This is a genomic window from Leucobacter sp. gxy201 (assembly GCF_051043335.1).
Taxonomy (GTDB): domain Bacteria; phylum Actinomycetota; class Actinomycetes; order Actinomycetales; family Microbacteriaceae; genus Leucobacter.
The window spans coordinates 1-22,377 of the sequence record NZ_JAMXWS010000010.1 but is presented as its reverse complement, the minus strand read 5'-3'; the positions used below and the strand labels follow the sequence as shown (position 1 = coordinate 22,377).

Annotated in this window: 21 protein-coding genes and 1 pseudogene; 15 read left to right on the top strand and 7 right to left on the bottom strand. The window is 67.6% G+C overall.

Annotation, left to right across the window (positions count from 1 at the left end):
- Nucleotides 1–17: 17 nt before the first annotated feature.
- The 4 genes from rplI to NHL51_RS12920 all read left to right on the top strand — a co-directional run bounded on the left by rplI (nt 18) and on the right by NHL51_RS12920 (nt 3,332).
- The gene (rplI, locus tag NHL51_RS12935) at nt 18–467 is read left to right on the top strand and encodes a 50S ribosomal protein L9 (RefSeq protein ID WP_434144396.1); all 450 of its coding nucleotides are present in this window, start codon (nt 18–20) and stop codon (nt 465–467) included.
- Nucleotides 468–944: 477 nt separating this feature from the next.
- Nucleotides 945–2,321, top strand: a complete 1,377-nt coding sequence (gene dnaB / locus NHL51_RS12930; protein WP_434144395.1) for a replicative DNA helicase — start codon at nt 945–947, stop codon at nt 2,319–2,321.
- A gap of 105 nt (nt 2,322–2,426) precedes the next feature.
- Nucleotides 2,427–3,029: a hypothetical protein gene (locus tag NHL51_RS12925; protein ID WP_434144393.1), complete on the top strand. Its 603-nt coding sequence runs from the start codon at nt 2,427–2,429 to the stop codon at nt 3,027–3,029.
- Between the two features lie 12 nt (nt 3,030–3,041).
- Entirely contained in the window at nt 3,042–3,332 is a 291-nt protein-coding gene (locus NHL51_RS12920; protein ID WP_434144392.1) for an ABC transporter ATP-binding protein, read from the top strand.
- On the opposite strand, the gene NHL51_RS12915 is transcribed toward NHL51_RS12920, so the two are convergent.
- Together NHL51_RS12915 and NHL51_RS12910 are read right to left on the bottom strand one after the other, a co-directional pair.
- Complete coding sequence (locus NHL51_RS12915; RefSeq protein ID WP_434144391.1) at nt 3,329–3,868, bottom strand: hypothetical protein; 540 nt, start codon at nt 3,866–3,868, stop codon at nt 3,329–3,331. The genes NHL51_RS12920 and NHL51_RS12915 overlap by 4 nt on opposite strands.
- A complete protein-coding gene (locus NHL51_RS12910; protein WP_434144389.1) occupies nt 3,858–4,754 on the bottom strand; it encodes an LssY C-terminal domain-containing protein in 897 nt (298 codons plus the stop codon). The genes NHL51_RS12915 and NHL51_RS12910 overlap by 11 nt, the downstream gene beginning before the upstream one ends.
- An 84-nt stretch (nt 4,755–4,838) precedes the next feature.
- On the opposite strand from NHL51_RS12910, the gene NHL51_RS12905 reads away from it, so the two are divergent.
- Entirely contained in the window at nt 4,839–5,804 is a 966-nt protein-coding gene (locus NHL51_RS12905; protein WP_434144388.1) for an aldose 1-epimerase family protein, read from the top strand.
- A 14-nt stretch (nt 5,805–5,818) separates the two neighbouring features.
- On the opposite strand, the gene NHL51_RS12900 is transcribed toward NHL51_RS12905, so the two are convergent.
- The 3 genes from NHL51_RS12900 to NHL51_RS12890 all read right to left on the bottom strand — a co-directional run bounded on the left by NHL51_RS12900 (nt 5,819) and on the right by NHL51_RS12890 (nt 8,179).
- Nucleotides 5,819–6,667 carry a siderophore-interacting protein gene (locus NHL51_RS12900; RefSeq protein ID WP_434144386.1) on the bottom strand — a complete coding sequence of 283 codons (849 nt, stop codon included), beginning with the start codon at nt 6,665–6,667 and terminating at the stop codon, nt 5,819–5,821.
- A 64-nt stretch (nt 6,668–6,731) separates the two neighbouring features.
- On the bottom strand, nt 6,732–7,424 hold the full coding sequence (locus NHL51_RS12895) for an aspartate/glutamate racemase family protein (protein ID WP_434144384.1): 693 nt from the start codon (nt 7,422–7,424) through the stop codon (nt 6,732–6,734).
- Nucleotides 7,421–8,179, bottom strand: coding sequence for an IclR family transcriptional regulator (locus NHL51_RS12890; RefSeq protein ID WP_434144383.1), 759 nt, complete (start codon nt 8,177–8,179; stop codon nt 7,421–7,423). The genes NHL51_RS12895 and NHL51_RS12890 overlap by 4 nt, the downstream gene beginning before the upstream one ends.
- 136 nt (nt 8,180–8,315) lie before the next feature.
- Here NHL51_RS12890 and NHL51_RS12885 point away from each other — a divergent pair, with 136 nt between their 5' ends.
- The 5 genes from NHL51_RS12885 (at nt 8,316) to NHL51_RS12865 (ending at nt 14,385) form a co-directional block, all read left to right on the top strand.
- A complete protein-coding gene (locus NHL51_RS12885; protein WP_434144382.1) occupies nt 8,316–9,440 on the top strand; it encodes an ABC transporter ATP-binding protein in 1,125 nt (374 codons plus the stop codon).
- Nucleotides 9,441–9,491: 51 nt separating this feature from the next.
- A complete protein-coding gene (locus NHL51_RS12880; RefSeq protein ID WP_434144381.1) occupies nt 9,492–10,553 on the top strand; it encodes an ABC transporter substrate-binding protein in 1,062 nt (353 codons plus the stop codon).
- Nucleotides 10,554–12,290, top strand: a complete 1,737-nt coding sequence (locus NHL51_RS12875; protein WP_434144380.1) for an ABC transporter permease — start codon at nt 10,554–10,556, stop codon at nt 12,288–12,290. It begins immediately after the preceding gene.
- Nucleotides 12,291–12,352: 62 nt separating this feature from the next.
- Nucleotides 12,353–13,426 (top strand): mandelate racemase/muconate lactonizing enzyme family protein, encoded by a 1,074-nt coding sequence (locus NHL51_RS12870; protein WP_434144378.1) that lies wholly within the window; start codon nt 12,353–12,355, stop codon nt 13,424–13,426.
- The gene (locus tag NHL51_RS12865; protein WP_434144376.1) at nt 13,423–14,385 is read left to right on the top strand and encodes a lactate/malate family dehydrogenase; all 963 of its coding nucleotides are present in this window, start codon (nt 13,423–13,425) and stop codon (nt 14,383–14,385) included. Before NHL51_RS12870 ends, NHL51_RS12865 begins: the two co-directional genes overlap by 4 nt.
- Before the next feature lie 117 nt (nt 14,386–14,502).
- On the opposite strand, the gene purB is transcribed toward NHL51_RS12865, so the two are convergent.
- A complete protein-coding gene (purB, locus tag NHL51_RS12860) occupies nt 14,503–15,888 on the bottom strand; it encodes an adenylosuccinate lyase (protein ID WP_434144375.1) in 1,386 nt (461 codons plus the stop codon).
- 230 nt (nt 15,889–16,118) lie between these two features.
- Between purB and NHL51_RS12855 the strand changes: the two genes are divergently transcribed.
- The 5 genes from NHL51_RS12855 to NHL51_RS12835 all read left to right on the top strand — a co-directional run bounded on the left by NHL51_RS12855 (nt 16,119) and on the right by NHL51_RS12835 (nt 21,663).
- Nucleotides 16,119–17,219 (top strand): ABC transporter ATP-binding protein, encoded by a 1,101-nt coding sequence (locus tag NHL51_RS12855; RefSeq protein WP_434144373.1) that lies wholly within the window; start codon nt 16,119–16,121, stop codon nt 17,217–17,219.
- Nucleotides 17,220–17,408: 189 nt separating this feature from the next.
- On the top strand, nt 17,409–18,329 hold the full coding sequence (locus tag NHL51_RS12850; RefSeq protein WP_434144371.1) for a carbohydrate ABC transporter permease: 921 nt from the start codon (nt 17,409–17,411) through the stop codon (nt 18,327–18,329).
- Nucleotides 18,326–19,198 carry a carbohydrate ABC transporter permease gene (locus tag NHL51_RS12845; protein ID WP_434144369.1) on the top strand — a complete coding sequence of 291 codons (873 nt, stop codon included), beginning with the start codon at nt 18,326–18,328 and terminating at the stop codon, nt 19,196–19,198. The genes NHL51_RS12850 and NHL51_RS12845 overlap by 4 nt, the downstream gene beginning before the upstream one ends.
- A gap of 29 nt (nt 19,199–19,227) precedes the next feature.
- Nucleotides 19,228–20,532 carry an ABC transporter substrate-binding protein gene (locus NHL51_RS12840; protein WP_434144367.1) on the top strand — a complete coding sequence of 435 codons (1,305 nt, stop codon included), beginning with the start codon at nt 19,228–19,230 and terminating at the stop codon, nt 20,530–20,532.
- Between the two features lie 105 nt (nt 20,533–20,637).
- Complete coding sequence (locus NHL51_RS12835; protein ID WP_434144366.1) at nt 20,638–21,663, top strand: LacI family DNA-binding transcriptional regulator; 1,026 nt, start codon at nt 20,638–20,640, stop codon at nt 21,661–21,663.
- A gap of 164 nt (nt 21,664–21,827) precedes the next feature.
- Here NHL51_RS12835 and NHL51_RS12830 read toward each other — a convergent pair.
- Nucleotides 21,828–22,351, bottom strand: a pseudogene (locus NHL51_RS12830) (transposase).
- Between the last annotated feature and the right edge of the window lie 26 nt (nt 22,352–22,377).

Below are 22,377 nucleotides of genomic sequence, written 5' to 3'. Positions count from 1 at the left end.
GCGAAGGAGAGCACATCATGGCGAAGGTTATTCTCACTAACGAGGTCCAGGGCCTCGGTTCGGCCGGCGACGTCGTCGACGTCAAGACCGGTTACGCGCGCAACTACCTCGTGCCCCAGGGCTACGGCGTGCACTGGACCCGCGGCGGCGAGGCCCAGGTCGCGCAGCTGCGTGCGGCCCGCGAGGCCCGCGCGCTCGCTTCGGTCGAGGACGCTCAGGCGCTGAAGGCGAAGCTCCAGGAGGGCAAGATCCGCCTCCAGGCGAAGACCGGCACCGGCGGCCGCCTCTTCGGTTCGATCAAGCCCGCTGCGGTCGCTTCGGCGGTCGCCGAGGCAGGCATCGGCCAGATCGACAAGCGCAAGATCACCGTTCCGACCATCAAGTCGACGGGCGAGTACAAGGTCGTCGCGCACCTCCACGAGGGCGTCGACGCGACCATCACGCTGCAGGTCATCGCTCAGCGCTGATCGAGCTGCACCGCACGGCCGTACCCCGGTACGGCCGTGCACCCGCGAATGGCGGGGCGAAGGGGTCTCCCCTCGCCCCGCCATTGCATTTCCGGGGCATGAACGGGATGTGGACACGAGGGTGCGTCGATCGTTCGCGCGCCCCTGATCCATGCATCGAACGGGCGGAAACTTTCCACATGTCAAGTCGACGAGAGACTCTCAAGCTTCAGTTGAGAGTTGAATAACTTTCTCCATGTGGAAACTGTAAACCCCTGATCAGGCCCGAGATTTGTGACATTGTCACCGGGTTTCCCACAGTTCGTCCCCAAGCCTGTGAATAAACCGGGGCGCAAACCCCCGAGTTATTCACCGAGTTATCCACAGGCCTGTACGGGGTCGCCTGGCCTTCGACTTGCGCTCGCCGTACCGTGAATGTCAGAGGCGCGGTGTCGACTGCAGTTCACCCCCTCGAAACTATGCTGAAGGAGCCGCGGCGTGTCCATCTCCCATCTCGGGATCTCAGATCCATTCCTCGATGAACCGGTGCGGGGCAGTGAGCGGACCCCTCCGTACGACCTCCTCGCCGAGCAGAGCGCCCTCGGCGGCATGCTGCTGTCGAAGGATGCGGTGGCCGACGTCACGGGACTGCTCGGGGGCGGCGACTTCTACGTGCCGAAGCACGAGGTCATCTACGAAGCCGTGCTCTCGCTCTACTCCCGCGGCGAGCCGACCGACGTCATCACCGTCACCGATGAACTGACGAAGGCGGGCGAACTGCAGCGCGCCGGCGGCGCCGAGTACCTGCACACGCTCACGAGCATCGTGCCCACCGCGGCGAACGCCAGCTTCTACGCCGAGATCGTCGCGGAGAAGGCGCTGCTGCGCAGGCTCGTCGAAGCCGGCACCCGTATCGTGCAGATGGGCTATGCCGGCGAGGGCGAGGCGATCGATCTCGTGAACGTCGCCCAGTCCGAGATCTACGGCGTCACGGGGGAGTCGCAGGGCGAGGACTACGTGCCGCTCTCGCTCGCGGTCGATGCCGCGCTCGAGGAGATCAACAAGGCGAACAGCGCCTCCGACGGCATGCTCGGCGTGCCCACCGGCTTCTCCGAGCTCGACGCCATGACGAACGGCTTCGCCGGCGGCCAGATGATCATCATCGCGGCCAGGCCCGCCATGGGTAAATCGACGCTCGCCATGGACGTCGCCCGTCACGCCGCGGTGCATGCGGAGGCGCCGACGGTGTTCTTCTCGCTCGAGATGGGCCGCGCCGAGATCGCGATGCGCCTCCTGGCCGCCGAGGCGTCGATCCCGATGCAGACCCTGCGCAAGGGCGCGCTCGACAGCCGCGACTTCCAGAAGCTCGCAGCGACGCAGGGCCGCGTGGCCGACGCTCCGCTCTTCATCGACGACAGCCCGAACCTGACGCTCGTCGAGATTCGCGCCAAGTGCCGCCGCCTCAAGCAGCAGCACGGCCTGCGCATGGTCGTCATCGACTATCTGCAGCTGCTGTCGAGCGGCAAGAAGAGCGAGAGCCGCCAGCAGGAGGTCTCGGAGTTCTCGCGCGCCCTGAAGCTCCTCTCGAAGGAGCTCGACGTGCCGGTCATCGCCCTCTCTCAGCTGAACCGTGCTTCCGAGCAGCGCGCCGACAAGATGCCGGCCATCAGCGATCTGCGCGAGTCGGGCTCGCTCGAGCAGGATGCCGATATGGTCATCCTGCTGCACCGCGAAGCCGTGGGCGACCGCGACAGCCCCCGCGCCGGCGAGGCCGACTTCATCCTCGCGAAGCAGCGCAACGGCCCGACGGGCACCGTGACCGTGGCCTTCCAGGGCCACTACTCGCGATTCCAGGACATGCCGCAGGGCGTGTAGTCCTACTGCCGCTGTCGCGCGCTTCCCGGCGCGCGTCCTGTGAGATCCATCAGCAGCGCCGGAGCGTGGAGCGATACACTGGAGGGCGGAGAAAGGGGAGTCGTCATGGCTGCTGCGGTCACGCCTGCGAAGCGTGGAGCGACCCCTGAATCGGGGCTCCCGCGCTCCGTGCGGCTCGTCCGCGTGATCGTGCTGCTGCTCGGCGGCGTCGCCATCACGTTCTCGGCGACTTTGCACGAGCATCTGGGCTTCGACCTCGCCCTCGCGACCTGCGCGATCGCCGGTATCGGCCTGGCGCACCTCATCGAGTGGTTCGCAGGCCGCACGGTCGGCGCAGGCCCGGTCGCGATGCTGCTCGCCCTCGCATCGTTCGGGGCCGCGTTCGCACTGCCGTTCCAGGGGAGCGCTATCGGGTTCGCCGTGGTCGTCGCGGCCTGGGCGCTGATCTGCGCGCTGCTCGAGTACATCGGCAGCACCGTGCGACCCGGCACGCGACCCGATGCCGTGCTCATCGGCGCGGCGGGCATCCTGCTCGCACTGCTCGCCATCCTGATGCGCGAGGACGAGGTCGCGGTCGTCGGCCTGCTCGGCGCGTACGCCGTCATCGCCGGAGTGTTCCTCGGCATCTCCGCATTCGACATCCGCCGGGGCGGTACCCCCGATATCGAGCACTCGGGCGATCAGCGCGCCGAGGGCCTCGCCTCGTAGAGAAAGCACACGATGACCCAGTCTTCCGAGCCCGCCAAGCACGATCCCGTGACGCCGTCGCGCAGGGACCGTCTGCGCCCCCTCGAGCTCCTCGGCTTCTCAGGCGTGCTCGGCGTGTTCGCCGGGCTCGTGGTGCTGCTCGCCACCCGCAACTTCGTGCTCGCCGGAGTGTTCTTCGGCATCGCGTTCATCGCCTCCGTGCTCGTCGTGGCGCTCATCGGCCTCGGCGGCACGCCGAGTGAAGCAGACGTCGAGGCGCGCAAGGATCTCAAGAAGCCCGACGCCGGGGGAGACTGGCACTAAGACCGAAGCGCCGCGGCTGCAGCGCGACGACGCCGGCGACGATCCCTGCGCTTGCCGCGCGACCAGGTGCGGGCGTCGCGGCTCGACAGCGCGAGCAGGATGAGGATGTCGAGGGCGAGCGTCAGCAGCGTCGTCTTCACCGCGAGCTGCGCGCCCGCCGCGAAGTAAGTGACGGCCGTCGACAGGATGCTGAGGGTCGCGCCGAAGAGCACGAGCATGCGCGCCCGATCGCCGCCCCGCCACACCAGCCAGCACAGCACGAGCAGCATCAGCATCCACACGCCCTCGAAGCCGATGCCGATGCCGACGACGATGTTCGCATCGCCGACGGAGATGCCGTACTCTTCGGCGATCGAGCCGCGGCTCGTGAACAGCGAGATCATCCAGGGCACCGCGCTCAGCGCGCGCAGCAGCACCAGGGTCGAGCCGCTGATGATGGAGCCGGGGCGCTTCTGCGGCGAGGGATCGGCCCCGTCCCGGCTGAACAGCGCCGAAGTCGGCTCCACCGCCGGGCGCTTGCGCACTTCACGATGCATGGCGGCCTCCGTTCGAGAGCTCCGAAGCCGGAGGCCCGTCGACGACCCGCACCGCGGTCAGATCGACGATCGGCAGGTCGCCGTCGGTGCGGATCGAATCGCCGCCCCCGTTGCGCGAGTGGTATCCGGTCGAGAAATCGTGCAGCACCTCCAGCCGTGCTGCCGGGTCGGCGGTCAGCAGGCTCCGCACGACATGGTCGCGCTCGACATCGGTGTCGGCATCGATCTTGTGCGTGATCTGCAGCGTGAAGAGCGACAGGCCGACCGCGCGGTCGAAAGTGCCGGCCGCGAGCCAGCCGACGCGCGCGCCTCCGGGCAGCAGCCAGCCGTCTGGAGTGCGCCAGAACCTGACATGGTGGCGCTTCGCCGGGTTGCCGGCGACCTCCTGCTGGTAGGCGAAATCCTGCTTGCGGCCGAAGAGGAAGAGCGGGCTCACGGGCGCCTGGCCGTAGCTCTCCCGGCGCAGCGTCGAGGTGACGATGCGCAGCGAGGAGCGCAGGGTCACGGGGTCGGCGATCGTCCACCCCGCCCGCGCGAGCGCCGCATGCAGCTGCTCGGCCTCGCCCTGCAGCGCGATGTTGATCGGGTCGCCGAGCAGGCCGTCGCTCGTGCGGGTACGCCCGATGAAGTAGTCGGGCACGTAGATGGTGGTGAGCACGCGGTGGACGCGGGGGAGCGCGAGGTAGGCGAGCATCGCCCAGAACGCGATGAAGACGAGCACGCCCCAGGGGCCGATGGCGAAGGTCTCCGTGAGCAGCAGCCACGCGAACCAGACGGCGGCGACCCCGGCGAAGACGAAGAAGAACTCGTCGAGCACGGCGGACACCGACACGCGGCGGCGCCGGATGCGCCCGTTGCGCTGCTGCGCTGAATCGTGCGGTGCCATGCCCTCATGCTAGTGACCCGCGGCCATTCGCGGCGTGGATTCCGCGTACGATCGAAGGCGGAGATCTCGAAGAAAGCGGGCGGAATGTCGAATGGGAACGAGGCGGGCACCATCCCGCTGTCGGGCGAGCAGCACATCATCGAGCACGGCGAGCTGCGTGCGGTGATCGCGAGCGTGGGCGCGAGCCTGCGCGAACTGAGTCGGGCGGGCAGGGACTACGTGGTCCCGTTCGCTGCCGATGAGCTGCGACCCCATTCGCGCGGTGTCACCGTCGCCCCGTGGCCGAACCGCGTCGTCGACGGACGCTATCGTTTCGACGGGGTCGAGCATCAGCTGCCCATCACCGAGGTCGCGCGCGGGCATGCGCTGCACGGTTTCACCCCGTGGCTCGGTTTCGCGCCGGGGGAGCGGATCGGCGACCGGGCCGGGCAGGCCTCGTCCGTCACGCTGACCGCCACCGTCGAGCCGCAGCGCGGCTATCCCTGGCGCGTGCGCATCGACACCCGCTTCGCGCTCGACGAACGCGGGCTCGAGCAGACCGTCACGGCGACGAACCTCAGCGGCACGGCGGCGCCCTACGGAGTCTGCCCGCACCCCTACCTCATCGCCGGCCCCAGCCCGCTCGACGAGTGGGAGCTGACGCTGCCGGCCTCGCAGGTGCTGCGGGTGACGGAGGATCGTCTGATCCCTGTCGATCTGCAACCCGTGGGCGCCGATGCCGAGCGCTTCGACTACCGTGTGCCGCGTGCGATCGGCGGTACGCGCCTCGACCACGCCTTCACGGCTCTCGCGCGCGACGCATCGGGGGAGGCCCGAGTAGAACTGCGCGACCCCGCGGGCGGCGGCGTCGCCATGAGCTGGGGCGAGGCGTGCGACTGGATGCAGGTATTCACCGCGGATGCGCCCGGCGACCCCGACGATCGCATCGGGCTCGCGGTCGAGCCGATGACCTGCGCACCGGACGCCTTCAACGGCGGTGCCGGGCGCGGCATGATCCGCCTCGAGCCGGGCGCCTCGCACACCGCGAGCTGGCGCATCGACCCGCTCTGAACCGGGCTCCGAGACTACCCGTCCGCGTCTTCCGGGTCTTCCGGGTCGATCGGCGCGTGGTGGTCGAAGTTCGCCGTGCCGCGTTTCCAGTACCCGCTCAGCGCATACTGCTCGCGCGGCGTGCCGAGCTCGTACTTCAGCAGGCGGCGCAGCGGGATGAGGCGGGTGGCCTCGCCCGCCGCGAAGAGGAAGGTGCCCTCGTCGACGCCCATATCAGCGGCGGCTTCGGCCAGAGTCCCGTAGGCCGGCATCACGTCGATCGCTCGACCGCCCGTCTCGCGCAGGTACTGTTCGGCCCAGTCGAGGTCGGCGAGGGGGATGTCGGCCACGATCTCGATGTCGGTCGCCGCGGGCACGGAAGCGATGAAGCGTCCCGTGGCGGGGAGGGCGGAAGCGTCTACGATGCACAGCAGCTTGTCGGCGCCCTGAGGAGCGGAGACCGAACCGCGGGGCCCGACGGCCACGAGGCGATCGCCCGATCGCGCGGATGCGGCCCAGGCCGATGCGGGCCCGGCATCGGGATGCTGCAGGAAGTCGACGTCGAAGACGCGCATTCCGGTGGCGACATCCTCCCGGACGTTCAACGGTGTGAAATCGCGCGGGAACATGGGAACCTCGGGGCGGACGATGCCGCTTGCCTCCGGGCCGACGGCGGTGGGCGCCACGAGCTCCCCGGTGAGAGGGTGCGGGAAGAACAGCTTGACGTGATCGGCCGGGCCGGTCGACGCGAAATCATCGAGCTCCGGGCCGGTGAAGCTCACCCGGATGAACGGTCCGGCTGCGAGCTCCTCGATCCCGGAAACGATGATCTCGCGGGCGGTGAAGCGGTGCATCACGCGCTCTCGCGCGAATCTCTCGGTCACTGCGATCCCTTCATCAGATGTTTCTGATTCGAGGCTAGCAGTCCGCCTCTTGCGCTGCGAGGTTTCACTCGAGCAGACGGACCGCGTGCCTGATCCCGTCGACGGCCGATGAGACGACCGGGAGCCCGAGCTCGTCGGCGATGCGCGCGCCCGCATCGATGGTGCGCAGGCCGCCGCACGAGATCAGCAGCGCATCGGGGGCCGCATCGCCCGCCCGGTCGAGTGCGCGCTCGGCCGCGGCGCGGAGGTCGGCGTCCGTCACGCGGCCGAGGTCGGCGATCGCGCTGACGCCCAGGTCGACGCGCGATGCGACTTCGAACCCGCTCTGCATGAGGAACCGATCGAGTCGCCGCCCCATGTCGGAGGTGTAGGCGCCGACGACCGAGACGCGTCGAGCGTCGAGCTCGCGCAGGCTTGCGACGATCGAGGTCGACATGGTGGTGACCGGAATGCCCGGGCAGGCGCGACGGAGGCGGTCGAGCGCGCGTTCGTTGCCGGCGGCGTCGTCGTAGAACGTCAGCGACGTGCCCATGATGCTGATCGCCTCGGCGCCCCGATCGAGCAACGCCCGTGCCGCGGCATCGATACGCTCGAGGCCGGCGTCGAACCCGGTCGGCGACATCTCGGCGATGCCGAGGCCGCGCGCGGCGAACACGACCCCGTCGGGAAAGAGGATCGCGGCCTCGGGGGGCACCGTATCCGCTTCGGGGGGCACGATGAGGCCGACGACCGGGCGTGCGGCATGCGCGCAGGTCATCCGGCCGCCCCGGGGCCCAGGGGCATCGCCTGTTCGATGCGATGCTTCGCCTCGAGCAGCAGCTCGCCGTACTCCGCGAGCTGATCCTCATGCAGACGATGGCTCGGCACCGAGATCGCGAGCCCGAACTCGGCCTCGCGGTCTCCGTCGAGGCGGAGCGCGACGCCGATGCCGGAGATCTCGGAGCGCCACTCGCCGCGGTTGACCGCGTAGCCATCGAGGCTCACGCGCTGCAGCTCGGCGCGCAGCGCTCGCTCCTCGGTGAGCGATTCCGCAGTGAAGCCGGCGGGGGACGCCTGCAGGTAGGCGTCGAGGCCCTCGGGGCTGCGGGCCGCCAGCAATGCCTTGCCCGACGCGCTGACGTGCAGCGGCAGGCGGGTACCGATCGGGTCGAAGACGCGCACCGAGTGCGTCGACTCGAGCTTGTCGACCACCACGACGTCATCGCCCTGCATCTGAGTGAGATGGATGTTCTCGTTCGTGCGCTCCCACAGCCAGTGCATCGGCTCCTGGGCGAGCGAGCGCACGCCGATCTCCTTGCCCTGGTGCGCCAGCACCCAGATGCGCGAGGTCTGCACCCAGAGGCCGCCATGCGCCGTGTCGCGCGTCAGCCACCCCTCGTCCTCGAGCGAGGTGAGCGTGCGCTGCACCGAGGACTTGGGCAGGTCGAGCTTGCGGGCGACGTCGCTGACGCCCACGGGTTGCGAGATGACCACGCACTGGAGGATGCGGAGCGCGTTCTTGAGTACCTGCATGGAGTGATCCTCTCAGATGGATCGACGGAATCTACGGCGATTCGCCTGCGCCATTGACAGCCATCGGCGACTGCCCCACACTAGTTATACCACCACGCAACACAGTGTGCCACTACACGGCACAGTGAGGACGAAGATGTCAACGCTAGAACTTGAAGGTGTCTCGAAGGACTTCGGGCAGGGCTTCGCGGTGCAGGATCTCGATCTGCGCGTCGAGAGCGGCGAGTCCGTCGTGCTGCTCGGCCCCTCGGGGTGCGGCAAGACGACGACCCTGCGCATGATCGCCGGCTTCGAGACGCCGACTGCGGGGCGCATCGCGATCGGGGAGCGCGAGGTCGTCGGCGCGCGCACCAATGTGCCCCCGGAGGGCCGCGGGATCGGCATGGTGTTCCAGTCGTACGCGCTCTGGCCCCACCTCACGGTCGCCGAGAACGTCGCGTTCGGCCTCACCACGACCGAGGGCCGCAAGCGCCTCAGGCGCAATCGTTCCGAGATCGCGACATCGGTCGAACGGGCGCTCGACCAGGTGCAGCTCGCCGGCTACGGGGCGCGCTACCCGCACGAGCTCTCGGGCGGTCAGCAGCAGCGGGTCGCACTCGCACGCGCGCTCGTTGTCGACCCCGAAGTGCTGCTGCTCGACGAGCCGCTCTCGAACCTCGACACGCGACTGCGCGAGGAGATGCGCAATGAGATCCGCCGCCTGCAGCTCGAGTCGGGCATCACCATGGTCTACATCACCCACGACCGCTCGGAGGCGCTGGGCCTCGCCGACCGCATCGTCTGCCTCGATGCCGGGCGCATCCAGCAGATCGACCCGCCCGAGCGCATGTACCGCCGCCCGGCGACGCGATTCGTCGCCCGTACTCTGGGCCAGGCGAACGCCCTCGATCTCACGGTCGAGGAGGTCGGCGCCGCAACGATCACCGCGCGCCTGCAGGGTGCGGACCTTGTGCGGCTGGACGCGGCCGACGCCCCCGACGCGTGCCCGGGGGACCGCCTGCCCGTGTGCGTGCGACCCGTCGACGTGCTGCTCGACTTCGACGACCCGCGGACGAACGCCAACGTGCGCAGCCGCTCCTTCCTCGGCGATGAGACCCACTACGTCATCGACTTCGACGGCGTCGACGAGCCCGTGCGCGCCATCGACCGGCGCGCCACCCATCACCCGGCTGGGTCGCGCCTGCGGCTCTCGGTCGACGAGACCCGCATCTCCGTGCTCACGGGCGAACTCGAAGAGCGCCGCGTCGACGCGCTCGTCTAGCGGCGCACCCCGAAACGTTCCCTCATCCACACGACATCTCTAGGAGAATCCATGTTCCGCGCACATCGACCCGGCCGCCTCATCGCAGCGGCGGCCCTGGCCACCGCGTCCCTCTTGGTGCTGACCGGCTGCAACCCGCCGAGCAAGCAGGCGAACGACGGGCCGCTGCCCACCGACGAGGCAGAACTCGTCGAAGCCGCGCAGCAGGAGGGCAAGGTCTCGCTCGGCGCGGGCGGCCACACCAACGCCCAGGCCGAACTGCTCGCCGAGAAGTTCGAGGAGAAGTACGACATCCCCGTCGAGTTCATCCGCGAGAACTCCGGTCAGATCTCGCAGAAGGTGGAGGCGCAGAAGGACGCGGGCAACGTCGCCTTCGACGTCATCAGCCTGAACGACTCGTCGACGCTCGGCACCTGGTCGGCTGACGACGTGCTCGCAGACCCCGCCGTACCGAACCTCGACGACGTGCTCGCCCCGCTGCAGGTCGACGACGAGCACTACGTCGCCTTCACCTGGGCCGCGGCCGGCTTCGTCTACAACGAGGCGAAAATCGACGCCTCGACGATTCCGAAGACGTGGATGGAGCTCGCCGAGTCGGACAGTCGCAAGGTGATCGCCGACCCGGGCACCTCGGGGGCCGCGCTGAACTTCCTCGGCGCGCTCAACGAGACCGCCGCAGACGTACTCCCCGTGCTCGGAGCGGGCGACGTGCTGCGCAGCGAATCGGCGCTGGCGCTCGGCCAGATGGTGTCGACCGGCGAAGCGGATTACGGCCTGCCCGGCATCGAGCACGATGTCGCGACCGCGCGCACCGCGGGGGAGCCGCTCGCCATGGGCTACCCCGAGGGGAAGCTCGGCGTGCTGCCCTCGTACATCGCACCGCTGTCGTCCGCGGCGCACCCGGCGGCCGCGCGCCTGCTCGTGCAGTTCTCGCTGAGCGAGGAGTTCCAGCAGGCGCAGCGCGAACTCGGGTCGCGTTCCGTGCTCGGCGCGGTCCCAGTGCCCGAGGGCCTCGAAGAGCTCGGCGAGGATCGCATGCTGATGATCGATCAGACCGAGCTGGCCGCAGAGCGCGACGAACTGCTCGCCGAGTTCGACCGGGATGTGAAGTAGATGGCGGTCGTCACCGCTCCGGCGCCGAGGGCCCGGGAGCCGCAGGCGCGGCACCGGGCCCCCGGCCCCGAACGCGCGGTCCCCGTGAAGCAGGTGCGCGGCGGCATCTCGCCCGTCATCTGGTGCCTGATCGTCCTCTTCCTGGTCGTCGTGCCCGTCGTCGCGCTCGTCTGGAAGAGCCTGGAGCTGCCCGAGGGCGGCCGGGGACTCGGCAACTACACCGATGTGCTCAGCCGCGCCGGCATTTGGGAGGCGATCGGCAACTCGTTCCTCGTCGGCTTCGGAGCGACCTTCGGCTCGCTGATCATCGCGCTGCCGTTCGCGTACCTCGTCAGCCGCACCGACCTCCCGGGCCGGGCCTTCTTCCGCTCGGTCGCGGTGCTCACCTTCGCGGCGCCGGGGTTCATCGCGGCGATGGGATGGATCCTGCTGCTCGGGCCGAAGGGCGGCCTGATCAACCAGTACGTGCTCGTCCCGCTCGGCATGCCCCCGTTCGACATCTTCACGCCGTACGGCATCATCTTCGCCCTGAGCGTGTTCCTCTACCCGCTGCTGTTTCTGCCGGTGGCCGACGCCTTCGACAACATGGACAGCCGCCTCGAAGAGGCCGCCCAGTCGCTCGGCGCCCGGAGGTGGGAGACCGCCCGGCGCGTGATCCTGCCGCTCGTGCTGCCGCCGATCTTCTCGGGCTCGCTGCTCGTCTTCATCAGCGCATTCACCATCTTCGGGCCGGTGGCGCTGCTCGGCGGGCCGGTCGGGTTCCAGACGATCCCGACCGCGATGTTCCAGCTGATGACCTTCCCGCCGCGCATCGAGCTCGCCGCCGTGCTCGGCCTCCCCGTGCTCGTGGTGCTCGCGCTGCTCATCTGGGCGCAGAAGAAGCTCTACGGCCGCCGCCGCTACACCACGGTCGGCGGCAAGCCCGGTCAGCGCCGCATCCAGCCGCTCGGGGCGTGGAAGTGGCCCGCTTTCCTAGGCGGGCTCGCCGTCTTCGTCGTGAGCGTCGTGCTGCCGTTCGGCGTGCTGGTGCTGACCTCGTTCCGCAAGGCCATCGGGCTGCCGCTCACGTGGGAGAACATGGTGCTCTGGGACAACTACCAGAAGGTGTTCGCGCAGGAGAGCATCATGCGTTCCTTCGGCAACAGCCTGTGGATCGCCCTCGCGGCGACGCTGCTCAGCCTCGCCATCGCCTTCCTCGCCGCATTCATCCTCGAGCGCACGCGCTGGCGCGGACGCGGGCTCGTGCAGCCGCTCATGTTCGCGCCGCTCGCCTTCCCGGGCGCGATCCTCGGCATCGCCATGATCATCGCGTACTCGGGCGGGCCGCTGTGGCTCGGCGGCACCCTCACGATCATGCTCGTCGCCTACCTGATCCGCGTCATCCCGCAGTCGTTCACCTACGTCCAATCGGGTTTCAAGCAGATCAACGTGGAGACGGAGGAGGCGGCACGCAGCCTCGGCGCCTCGGGTCAGGAGACCGTGCGCCGGGTCACGGTGCCGCTCCTGCGCGGGCCCCTGCTCTCCGTCGGCGTGCTCAACTTCGTGCTGCTGTTCCGTGAGCTCGACATCTCGATCTTCCTCTACACGGGATCGAACGATGTCGCACCCGTGGTGCTCTACAACCTGGCGACGCAGTCGCAGTTCCAGGTGATGGGCGCGCTCGCGGTGCTGATGCTCCTCGTCAATCTCGGCGTGGTCATCCTCGCGCGACTGCTGTTCGGCGTGCGGTTCAAATGACCCGCGACGCGCCACCCGCCCTGCTTCACCCGACCACCTCAGACACCTCCAGAGGACGAAATATGAGAATCGAGCATGTCGAAACGTGGATCCTCCGCGTTCCGTTCATCCGCACGAGCGCCGACTTCGACGGCGCGCACCACGAACTGATCGGCGTCACGGTGCACGCCGAGGGCCTGACCGGGATGGGCTACAGCTTCATCACCGACACCGCGGGCGGCACCGCCGTGAAAGCGCTGCTCGACGACCTCCTCGTGCCCCGCATCATCGGCCGGTCGCCCGTCGAGGTCGAGCGCATCTGGCACGAGCTCGACCACCTCACGCACCGCATGGGCACCGGCATCAACCGCTTCGCGATGGCATCGATCGACATCGCGCTGTGGGACCTGCGCGCGAAGCTCCACGGCAACTCGCTCGCGCAGGAGCTCGGCCAGTTGACCGACACGGTGCCGGTCTACGGCTCGGGGAAGGCGGGAAACCGACTCGCGCTCGATGAGCTCGTCGAGCTCTCGGCCGGGTATCTCGACGAGGGATTCGACGCCGTCAAGATCAGGGTCGGCCTCGAGCCCGAGCACGATCGGGCGCGCCTCGCCGCGGTGCGCTCGGCGCTCGGCGACGGGGCGCGCATCATGATCGACGCCAACGAGCGGCTCGACTGCCCGACGGCCCTCTCGCTCGGGCGCAGCCTCGCCGATCTCGATATCTTCTGGTTCGAGGAGCCGGTGCACAGCAGCGATCTCGAATCGCATGTATTCCTCTCCCAGCATCTACCGATGTCCATCACGGGAGGCGAGCACCACTGCAGCGCCGCGGAGTTTCAGCCCTACATCTCGAGACGAGCCTTCGGCATCGTACAGCCCAATGTCTGCATGGTGGGGGGCGTCACCGAGATCATGCGTATCGCCCGCGCCGCAGAGCTCGGAGGCGTCGGTTTCGCGCCGCATCTGATGACCGATCTGAATGTGCACATCTCTGCGGCGACGATGAGCACATCGTACGTCGAGTACTTCCCATTCCTCGAACCGTATACGACGAATCGGCTCACGATCTCGGAGGGGCGCGCCGAGGTGCCCACGACCCCGGGGCACGGCATCGAGTTCACCGAGGAGACGTTCGAGAGGTATCGGATCGCATGACCGGGTCGAGCACTGCCGCGACCCGCGGCGCGCAGCCGTGGCCGCGGAGCATCGCGGTCATCGGCGCCGCGGGCACCGTCGGGTCGTCGGTCGCGGCGCAGCTCGCGCTCGGCGGCATCGGGGAGCGCATCCATCTGATCGACGTGCGGCAGAACATCGTCGTGAGCCACGTCATCGACCTCACCGACGCGCTCGGCGTCCTCGGCAGGGATCGGCCGCAGCTGCTCGCCGGGCCGCCCGACGACGGCACCGTCGACCTGGTGGTGGTCGCGGCGTCGCGCCCGGAGATTCCGGGCGGCGACCGCCGGGAGTTCCTGGCGGCGAACGCGGGGCTGCTCGAGACCCTCGCACCGCTCGTCGAACGGCTCGCCGGGGCGACCGGACTCGTGCTGCTGCTCTCTAACCCGGTCGACATCCTCGCAGGCCACCTGGTGCGTCGCAGCGCGCTCCGGACCGACCAGGTCGTCGGCTATGCGCTGAACGATTCAGCGCGCTTCCGCGCCGCGGCCGCGCGCGTGCTCGGAGTGGGGGCGTCGCGCGTCGGGGGCCACGTGTTCGGCGAGCACGGCGACGGCCAGGTGCCGATGTTCTCGAGCCTGACTGTCGACGGTGCGCCCGTCGACCTCGATCGCGGCCAGCGCGAAACGGTCTCCGTCGATGTCTTCGGGTGGTTCCGCCGATGGTCGGCTCTCGAGTCGGGCCGCAGCTCGGGGTGGGCGACCGGGGTCGGCGTGCGCCGCATGGTCGAACTGCTGGCGACGGGGGAGCCTGTGGTCGCCACGGCCGGCACGGCGCGCCTCGCGGGCTATCCGGAGTCGTTCATGGCGCTGCAGGTGCAGCGGACGGCGACCGGCGTAGCGGCGCTCGATCCCGTCGCGGACGCCGCCGAGGCCGAGCAGCTGCGCACTTCGGCGATACGCATCGCGGAGGCCGTCGACGCGCTCGATACGGGAGAGTGACCCGGCCGGCCGCGTTCCGGTCGGGCGTCCGCGAAGACGAACCGCCCCGTGCCGGATCCGGCACGGGGCGGTTTCACGTGGAACGTACGCTGCGACGGAGGTCGCGGGCCGGGGGCGTCAGCGCTGCAGGAAGTCGACGAGGCGCACGGCCTCGCCGATGTAGGTCGCGGGCGTCAGCGCGAGGAGGCGCTGCTTGGCGTCATCGCCGATCTCGAGCGCCTGCACGAACTCGACGAGCTCGGCCTGGCCGATGCGGCGGCCGCGGGTCAGCTCCTTGAGCGCGGCGTACGGGTCCTTGATCGTCGAACGGCCCGCCGTGACCTCGGCGCGGATCACGGTCTGGATGGCCTCGCCGAGCACCTCCCAGTTGTGGTCGAGATCGTACGCGAGCGCCTCGGGGGCCGCGTCGATCTGGCCGAGGCCGCGCAGGATGTTGTCGAGCGCGAGCACCGAGTGGCCGAAGCCGACGCCGATGTTGCGCTGCGCCGACGAGTCGGTGAGGTCGCGCTGCCAGCGGCTCGTGACGAGCGTCGCGGCGAGCGAATCGAGGATGGCGTTCGAGAGCTCGAGGTTCGCCTCGGCGTTCTCGAAGCGGATCGGGTTGACCTTGTGCGGCATCGTCGACGAGCCGGTCGCGCCCGCGACGGGGATCTGGCGGAAGTAGCCGATGGAGATGTAGCTCCAGACATCGGTCGCGAGGTTGTGCAGAATGCGGTTCGCGTGCGCGATGCGGGTGTAGAGCTCGGCCTGCCAGTCGTGCGACTCGATCTGCGTCGTGAGCGGGTTCCAGTCGAGGCCCAGGCCCTCGACGAACTCCTGCGAGACGGCCGGCCAATCGACCGCCGGGTCGGCGGCCATATGCGCGGCGAAGGTGCCGGTCGCGCCCGAGAACTTGCCGAGGTACTCGATGTCGTCGATCTGGTTCAGCTGGCGCTCGAGGCGGTGCACGAACACGGCGATCTCGCGGCCGAGCGTCGTCGGCGTCGCGGGCTGGCCGTGCGTGCGGCTCATCATGGGCAGCTCGCGGTAGAGCTCGGCCTGGCGGGCGAGCTCGGAGATGACGGCCACGAACTTCGGGCGCCACACGTCGGCGACGGCCTGCTTGACGGTGAGCGCGTACGAGAGGTTGTTGATGTCCTCGCTCGTGCAGCACACGTGCGTCAGCTCGGCGAGATGGCCGAGGCCCTGCTGCTCGAGGCGTGCGCGCACGAGGTACTCGACCGCCTTGACGTCGTGCTGCGTGGTGCGCTCGGTCTCGGCGAGCTCGTCGATCTCGGCCTGGCCGAAGCCCGACGCCCATTCGCGCAGCGAGGCGAGCTGCTCGGGCCCCATGGGGGTGCCGCCGAGCAGCGAGTGCTCGGTGAGGTAGGCGAGCCACTCGACCTCGACGTGCACGCGGGCCTTGTTGAGGCCGGCCTCCGAGAGCGTGCCGCCGAGATCCTCCACCGCCTTGCGGTAGCGGCCGTCGAGCGGGCTGATGGGCTGCGGGGGGAGCGGGGTCATATGAACCTCTCAGGTAGGGATCGCGGTCCGCCCTCCATTCTCCCACGCCCGGCCGCGAGTTCGGGTGGTGTGTCCGGCGTCGTCCGCGATTGCGCACCTGACATCAGGTCGACCCCTTGACCCTGCCGGCGAGATGTGCGACACATTGCGAGTCGGTCCTGTGGCCGACATATCGCTTCACAACGGATCGTCCGGCACGTACCTGCCGGTGAAACGAGAGGAACATTTCAATGGCGAACGTCGTCTACGACAACATCACCCTCCAGTACCCGGGCACTGATCGCCCTGCGGTAGCTGGACTGGCTCTCGATATCGAGGACGGCGAGTTCCTCGTCCTCGTCGGCCCCTCTGGGTGCGGCAAGTCTACCGCCTTGCGTATGCTCGCGGGCTTGGAAGAGGTGACCGACGGTCGGATCCTCATCGATGACGAGGACATGACCCATGTCTCTCCGAAGGATCGTGACATCGCGATGGTCTTTCAGAATTACGCGCTTTACCCGCATATGACCGTTGCCGAGAATATGAGGTTCGCGCTCAAAATCGCCGGAGTCTCGAAAGATGAGCGCCGCCGCCGTGTGGAAGCCGTCGCAGAGCAGCTCGATCTCTCGGATTACCTCGATCGCAAGCCAAAGGCGCTCTCCGGTGGTCAGCGCCAGCGCGTCGCAATGGGACGGGCAATTGTGCGTGAACCGAAGGTCTTCCTCATGGATGAGCCGCTTTCGAACCGCGATGCGAAACTTCGCGTCCAGACCCGCAGCCGCATCGCTACGCTCCAACGCGAACTGGGCGTGACCAAGGTGTATGTCACCCACGATCAGACCGAGGCGCTTACCATGGGCGACCGCATCGCGGTCATGAAGCTCGGGGTGCTGCAGCAGGTGGGAACGCCGCGTCAACTGCTCGATCATCCGGTGAATACGTTCGTCGCGGGGTTCACCGGCAGTCCTGCAATGAATCTGTTCACGGCGGAAGTCACCGATGACGGCGTGCTGTTCGGCAACGTTGTGCTGCCGATCTCGGTGGACGTGCGCGCCGCGATCCGCGGTGATCGAGTGGTGATCGGCGTGCGACCGGAGGACCTTGTCGTTGGACCTGCGGGCCTTGAGAGCCTGCAGATCACCGCGACGCTGATTGAGGAGCTCGGGGCCGACGGATATCTCTTCGGAACCGCCCCGCTCGCCGGCGATGCGGTCTCGGTGGTCGCGCGAGTCGACGGCCGCAACCACCCCGAAGTAGGAGAGAGCGTGAGCGCGTTGCCGGTCTCCGAGCGGGTGCACCTCTTCGACCCGGGGAGCGGACGTCGCATCGGGTCGCTCTCGGAACGCGGCTGAGCTTTCGCCGCAGTCTCGGGGCGCCCACATCGTTCGGGCGCCCCACGCCTCTCGGCGCGGCTGATCCGAGGAGATCGGGCTTGCACCGCGCCAGGGGTTGACGGGCAGATATTGCCCCACGTACGCTTTGTGGACTGGTCCACATTATTGTAAACGATGTGCGCTTCCACTGACAGAAAGGAATGTCACGTGACGTCATCCATCGCCGCAGCAACGAAGCGCGGCCGAGGAGGCTCGAGCCAACGGAGGTTCGCCTACCTCATCGCGGCACCTGCTATGATTCTCTTCCTGCTCGTCATCGCCTATCCATTGGTGCAGGCGCTCGCATACGGTCTCACCGACGCGAGCCTGCTCACCGATGGAGGCGAGTTCATCGGCCTCAGCGGTATTGCGGTCCTGCTCTCCGACCCCGGTTTCTGGCGCGTGGTCGGCCAGACGCTCGTCTTCGTCGCCGGAGCTACGGGCGGGTCGTTTGTACTCGCGCTTGCCATGGCCATGGCGCTCAATACCCGCATCCGAGCGGTATCCGTCTGGCGATCCGCCCTGCTCGTGCCGTGGCTGCTGCCCGGCGTGGTCGTGTCCTTCCTCTGGGCGTGGATCTTCAACACCAATTACGGCCTGCTCAATGGTGTCATCGCCTGGTTCGGCGGGACCGGGGACATCAATTGGCTGGACTCGCAGACCTTCGCAATGGTCGCCGTGATCATGGCGAAGGTTTGGACCACGTTCCCCTGGATGGCGGTGCTGCTGCTCGCAGCTCTGCAGGGTGTGCCGGAGGAGGTGCACGATGCCGCTGCGGTTGATGGTGCGAAGGGGTGGCAGAAACAGTGGCATGTCATCTTGCCGCAGATCAAGCCGGCAATCGCATTGACCCTGCTGCTCGAGGCGATCTGGGGCTTCCAACACTTCGAGATTCCCTATGTCATGACGGGAGGCGGACCGGTCGGATCCACGACCACCCTGTCCGTCGAGCTGTACCAGGCTGCCTTCGAGCGGTTCGACCTGGGTGAAGCCGGCAGCATCGGCATCGTGTGGACCGCGCTGATGTCGTTACTGGTCATCTGCTACCTCATCTACACATCGCGGCAGGAACGGGAGGCGAAGCGATGACCACCACCAGAATCATTTTGCTGCGCGACCGCAAGGAGCGCGCAGCACGCAAATCGGGCATCGGCAAGGGCGCCCCTTACACTACTCTTGCGATCGTTGCATGCTTCGCGCTCATCCCTGTCGTATGGATGATCGTGACGGCCGCGACCTCCGAATCCGATATCTTCCAGTTCCCGCCGTCGCTGGCCCGCGAGTACACCTTTGAGAACTTCTGGTTCGTCCTGACGGATCCGACACTTCTCGGATTCGTGGCGAATGGACTTCTGGTGTCGCTTGTCACCTGCATCTGCAGTCTGATGGTCGGGTTCTGCGCGGGATATGCATTCTCGAAGTTTCGGTTCCGTGGTCGCACCACGATGATGTTCCTGATTCTGACCGCGCAGATGGTGCCGCAGGTGCTGCTGCTCGTGACGCTGTATACTGCGTTCGATCGGGTCGGGATGATCGACACGTATCTCGCGCTCATCATCTCCTACACCACCTTCACGCTCCCCCTTTCGGTGATGATGATGAAGAATTCCTTCGACGCCCTGCCTGACGCCCTGCTCGAAGCCGCCAGGCTCGACGGCGCGGGGGAGTTTCGCACCATGTTCAGCGTGCTGATGCCCGCTGTTCGCACGCCGATGATTGCGGTCTGCCTGTTCTCGTTCATACGTGCATGGAACGACCTGCCGTTCGCCCTCACGCTCGTGGATACCTCACGGCAGACACTTCCTGCCGGCCTCTCGCTGATGTTCACCGGAGAGTTCCAGAACGCCTACGGCGAGATGATGGCCGCATCGATCATGACGTCGCTCCCCGTCGTCGTCATCTTCTTCGCCCTGCAGAAGCACTTCGTCAGCGGTGCATTGACGGGGGCCGTCAAGTGAGCTTAGTGCGGAGCACTGGAGGAGGAACCATGAAGAGTACGGATATCAGCGTTCGGAGCGCTTCCGGTCTGGCGGGCATTGAGATCGGACGAAGAGGCTTGCTGCAAGCCGGCGGCATCGGCGCGATGCTCGCGCTCCTCTCCGGATGCGTCCCGGCAGGCGGCGGCCGGCCATCGGACTCGTTGACGTTCACCTCGTGGACGTTCGCGGGTCGTTCGGTCGGGCCGGTGCAGGCGGCTGCCGAACTGTACACCCGCCAGACCGGTGTCTCGGTCGAGACGAAGGTGTACCCGTTCGATCGATACCTGAACCAGTTGGTGCTCGCCGCTCGCGGTGGGCGCATGACCGGCATCGTGCACATCGACGAGGAGTTCATGAGCACCTTGGCGACGGCGGAGGTAATCCGTCCGCTCGACCGGGTCATAGACGAATCTCTTTACCCCGAGTTCGTGCGTTCGGCCGGAATGTATCGGGGCACGAGATTCGGCATGCCGTGGACACAATCCGCGATCGGGATGGTCACGAATACCGAGCTGCTCTCCCAGCTGGGGGCGGACGCCACCGCGGTGCGCTCCATCGACGACTTCACTGATCTGCTCAGGCAGATCAAGCGAAGCGACGGGTCCATCATTCCCTATGCGCCTTGCACAGATGTCGTCCAGCTCAAGGACTTCATCCCGTGGGTGTGGGCGTTCGGCGGAGACATCTATGACGGCTCCCGGGTCACCCTCGGAGACGATCCGTCGCGTCAGGCGCTCGACTATTGGAAGATGCTGCTCGACGAGGGTCTCATCCAGGCCGGAGTCGATCGTGATAGCGCGCGCACGCTCTTCGCGCAGGGCCGTGTACCAATCTATGATGATGCGCCCCAGGCCTATGGGATCGTGCCCTCGATGTCGACCGACCCGGACCTGCAGCGCAAGATGTCGTGCATGCCCCGACCTGCGGTGCGTGGCGCGGGGGCGAACCTCGTGTGGAGTCAACCGCTCGTCGCGCTCGATGACAGCGCGCGCACCACGGAGGCACTCCGCTTCTTCAGTACCGATGAAGCTGCATTGCGGGTGATCTTCGAGGGCCAGGGGGCCCCCCCTATCACGCTCGCAGCGCTCGGGGCGCCGTGGTTCGCCGGCATCGACTTTCAGTCGCGGTGGACGGAGACCATCGCCTCCAACGCCAGACGCAATCCGCTCTGGGAGTTCCCGATCGCGACAAGCGCCCAGCGGGTGTTGAACGAAGCTGTCGAGCAGGGCCTGCGCGGTTCGCTCTCGACCGAGCATACCCTGAAGGAGTGCCGAGAAGCGCTGTCCGAACTTCTGGAGGTGCGCGCCGACTGACACGGACGCCCGGTGGAGTCCGGGTCTCTTGTGCCACACCCTGTGTGTTTTAGACTGGGTGCGGCACAGGAGGTGACGATGACAGGGCAGCGGCAGGATCGTCCCGTGACCATTCGCGATGTCGCGCTGGCAGCCGGAGTCTCGAAGTCGACCGTGTCGTTCGTCTATTCCAATCCGGGGCGCGTGGGCGAGGCCAACCGTGCACTCGTGCTCGAGACCGCGGCGAGGCTGGGGTTCCGACCCAACTGGGCCGCGCGCACCATCAACTCGGGCGATGGCGGTTTCACGGGCATCCTCATGGCCGACCTGCACTCCCCGCCCTTTGCCAGACTGGTCGACTGTGCGCGGAGCGAACTGCGCGCCATCGAGCGAATCGCCCTGATGACGTCGGCGAATCCAGTCGGCGCCGTCGGCCGCGGCGCTGAGCGGCGGGCCGGCATGGACAGAGAGACCCTCGGGTTCTTCGGAGATCTTCGCCCCCGCAGCCTTCTGGTGGTCGGCTCGCTCGCCGACATGTCTTCGCTGGCTCCGCTCGTCGAGGGGGTGCCGTCGGTGCTGGCGGGCGGGATCAGCACGGAGCTTCCGTTCGCGGCCACTGTGCGCACCGACCACGATGCCGGTATGCGGCTGCTTGTCGAGCACCTGCAGGAACGCGGGCATCGGCGCATCGCTCACGCCGGTGGTCTCGGGGGGGCCGTCGCCGTTGCGCGTGCCGCAGCATATGCGGAGGCGATGACGCGGGCGGGGCTGAGCACGCAGATCCGAGTGGAGCCGGCCGACTTCACCGAGGCCTCGGGCTATCTCGCCGCCCAACGGCTCATGGAAGAACCCGAGCCTCCGACGGCGATCACGACGGTCACCGATCTCACCGCAGTGGGTGCTCTGGCGGCGGTGTCAGATCGACCCGGTGTCGCCGTCACCGGGTACGGCGACACCGATATCGCCGCCTATCACATGACGCAGCTCACGACGGTGCGGGCGCACAATGGTGAGATCGGGCGCGTGGCGGTCGATGAATTGCTGCGCGCGGAACGACGGCACGTCGGTGGTCAGGATGGTGAGAACGATTCTCCCGCGGGTCATCGGGAGGTGCTCATTCCTCCTTCGCTCACCGTGCGCCGTACGAGCTGACCTGGAACGCGCGCGATCTACGGTTCGATTGTGGTCAAGTCCCGTGGAGTGGTGTAATCGTTTCGTGATCCTTCAAGGATGTGGGTGCTAGTTTTCGTTGTGGTTGCAGTTGCTGGCGACGAGCTTACTCACGGTGTCGGAGTACAGCCCAGGAGTGGGGGCGCTCATGCTGCGGCCCCGAGCTCGGGGAGCTCATGGTGCTGGCCGATCGTGTCGGTGTCCACGAGAGTGAGGCGGCACCTCGCGAGAACGTCAAGGCCGAGGTAACGGCGACCCTCGGCCCATTCGTCAGACTGCTCGGCAAGGACCGCCCCGACGAGGCGGGTGATCGCGGCCCGGTTCGGGAAGATCCCCACCACATCGGTCCTGCGGCGGATCTCACGGTTCAGGCGCTCGTTCGGGTTATTCGACCAGATCTGCTGCCACACATCTTTCGGGAACGTGGTGAACGCGAGAATATCAGCCCGGGCAGCATCGAGGTGGTCGTGCACTTCGGGGAGTTTGTCCTCGACGTAGTCCAGGAGCCGGTTGAATTGGGCCTCAACACTTTTCTGGTCGGGTTGGTCGTACACGGAATGCAGCATCGCTTTCACCGCCGCCACATGCTCTTCGGGGTCACTGACATGAGATTCGCGGCGTAGTGCGTGCGGCACCGTTGCCACGACGTCCCAGGGAAGTTCGCGCGCATCGCTTCAACGAGGCCAGCGTGCGCGG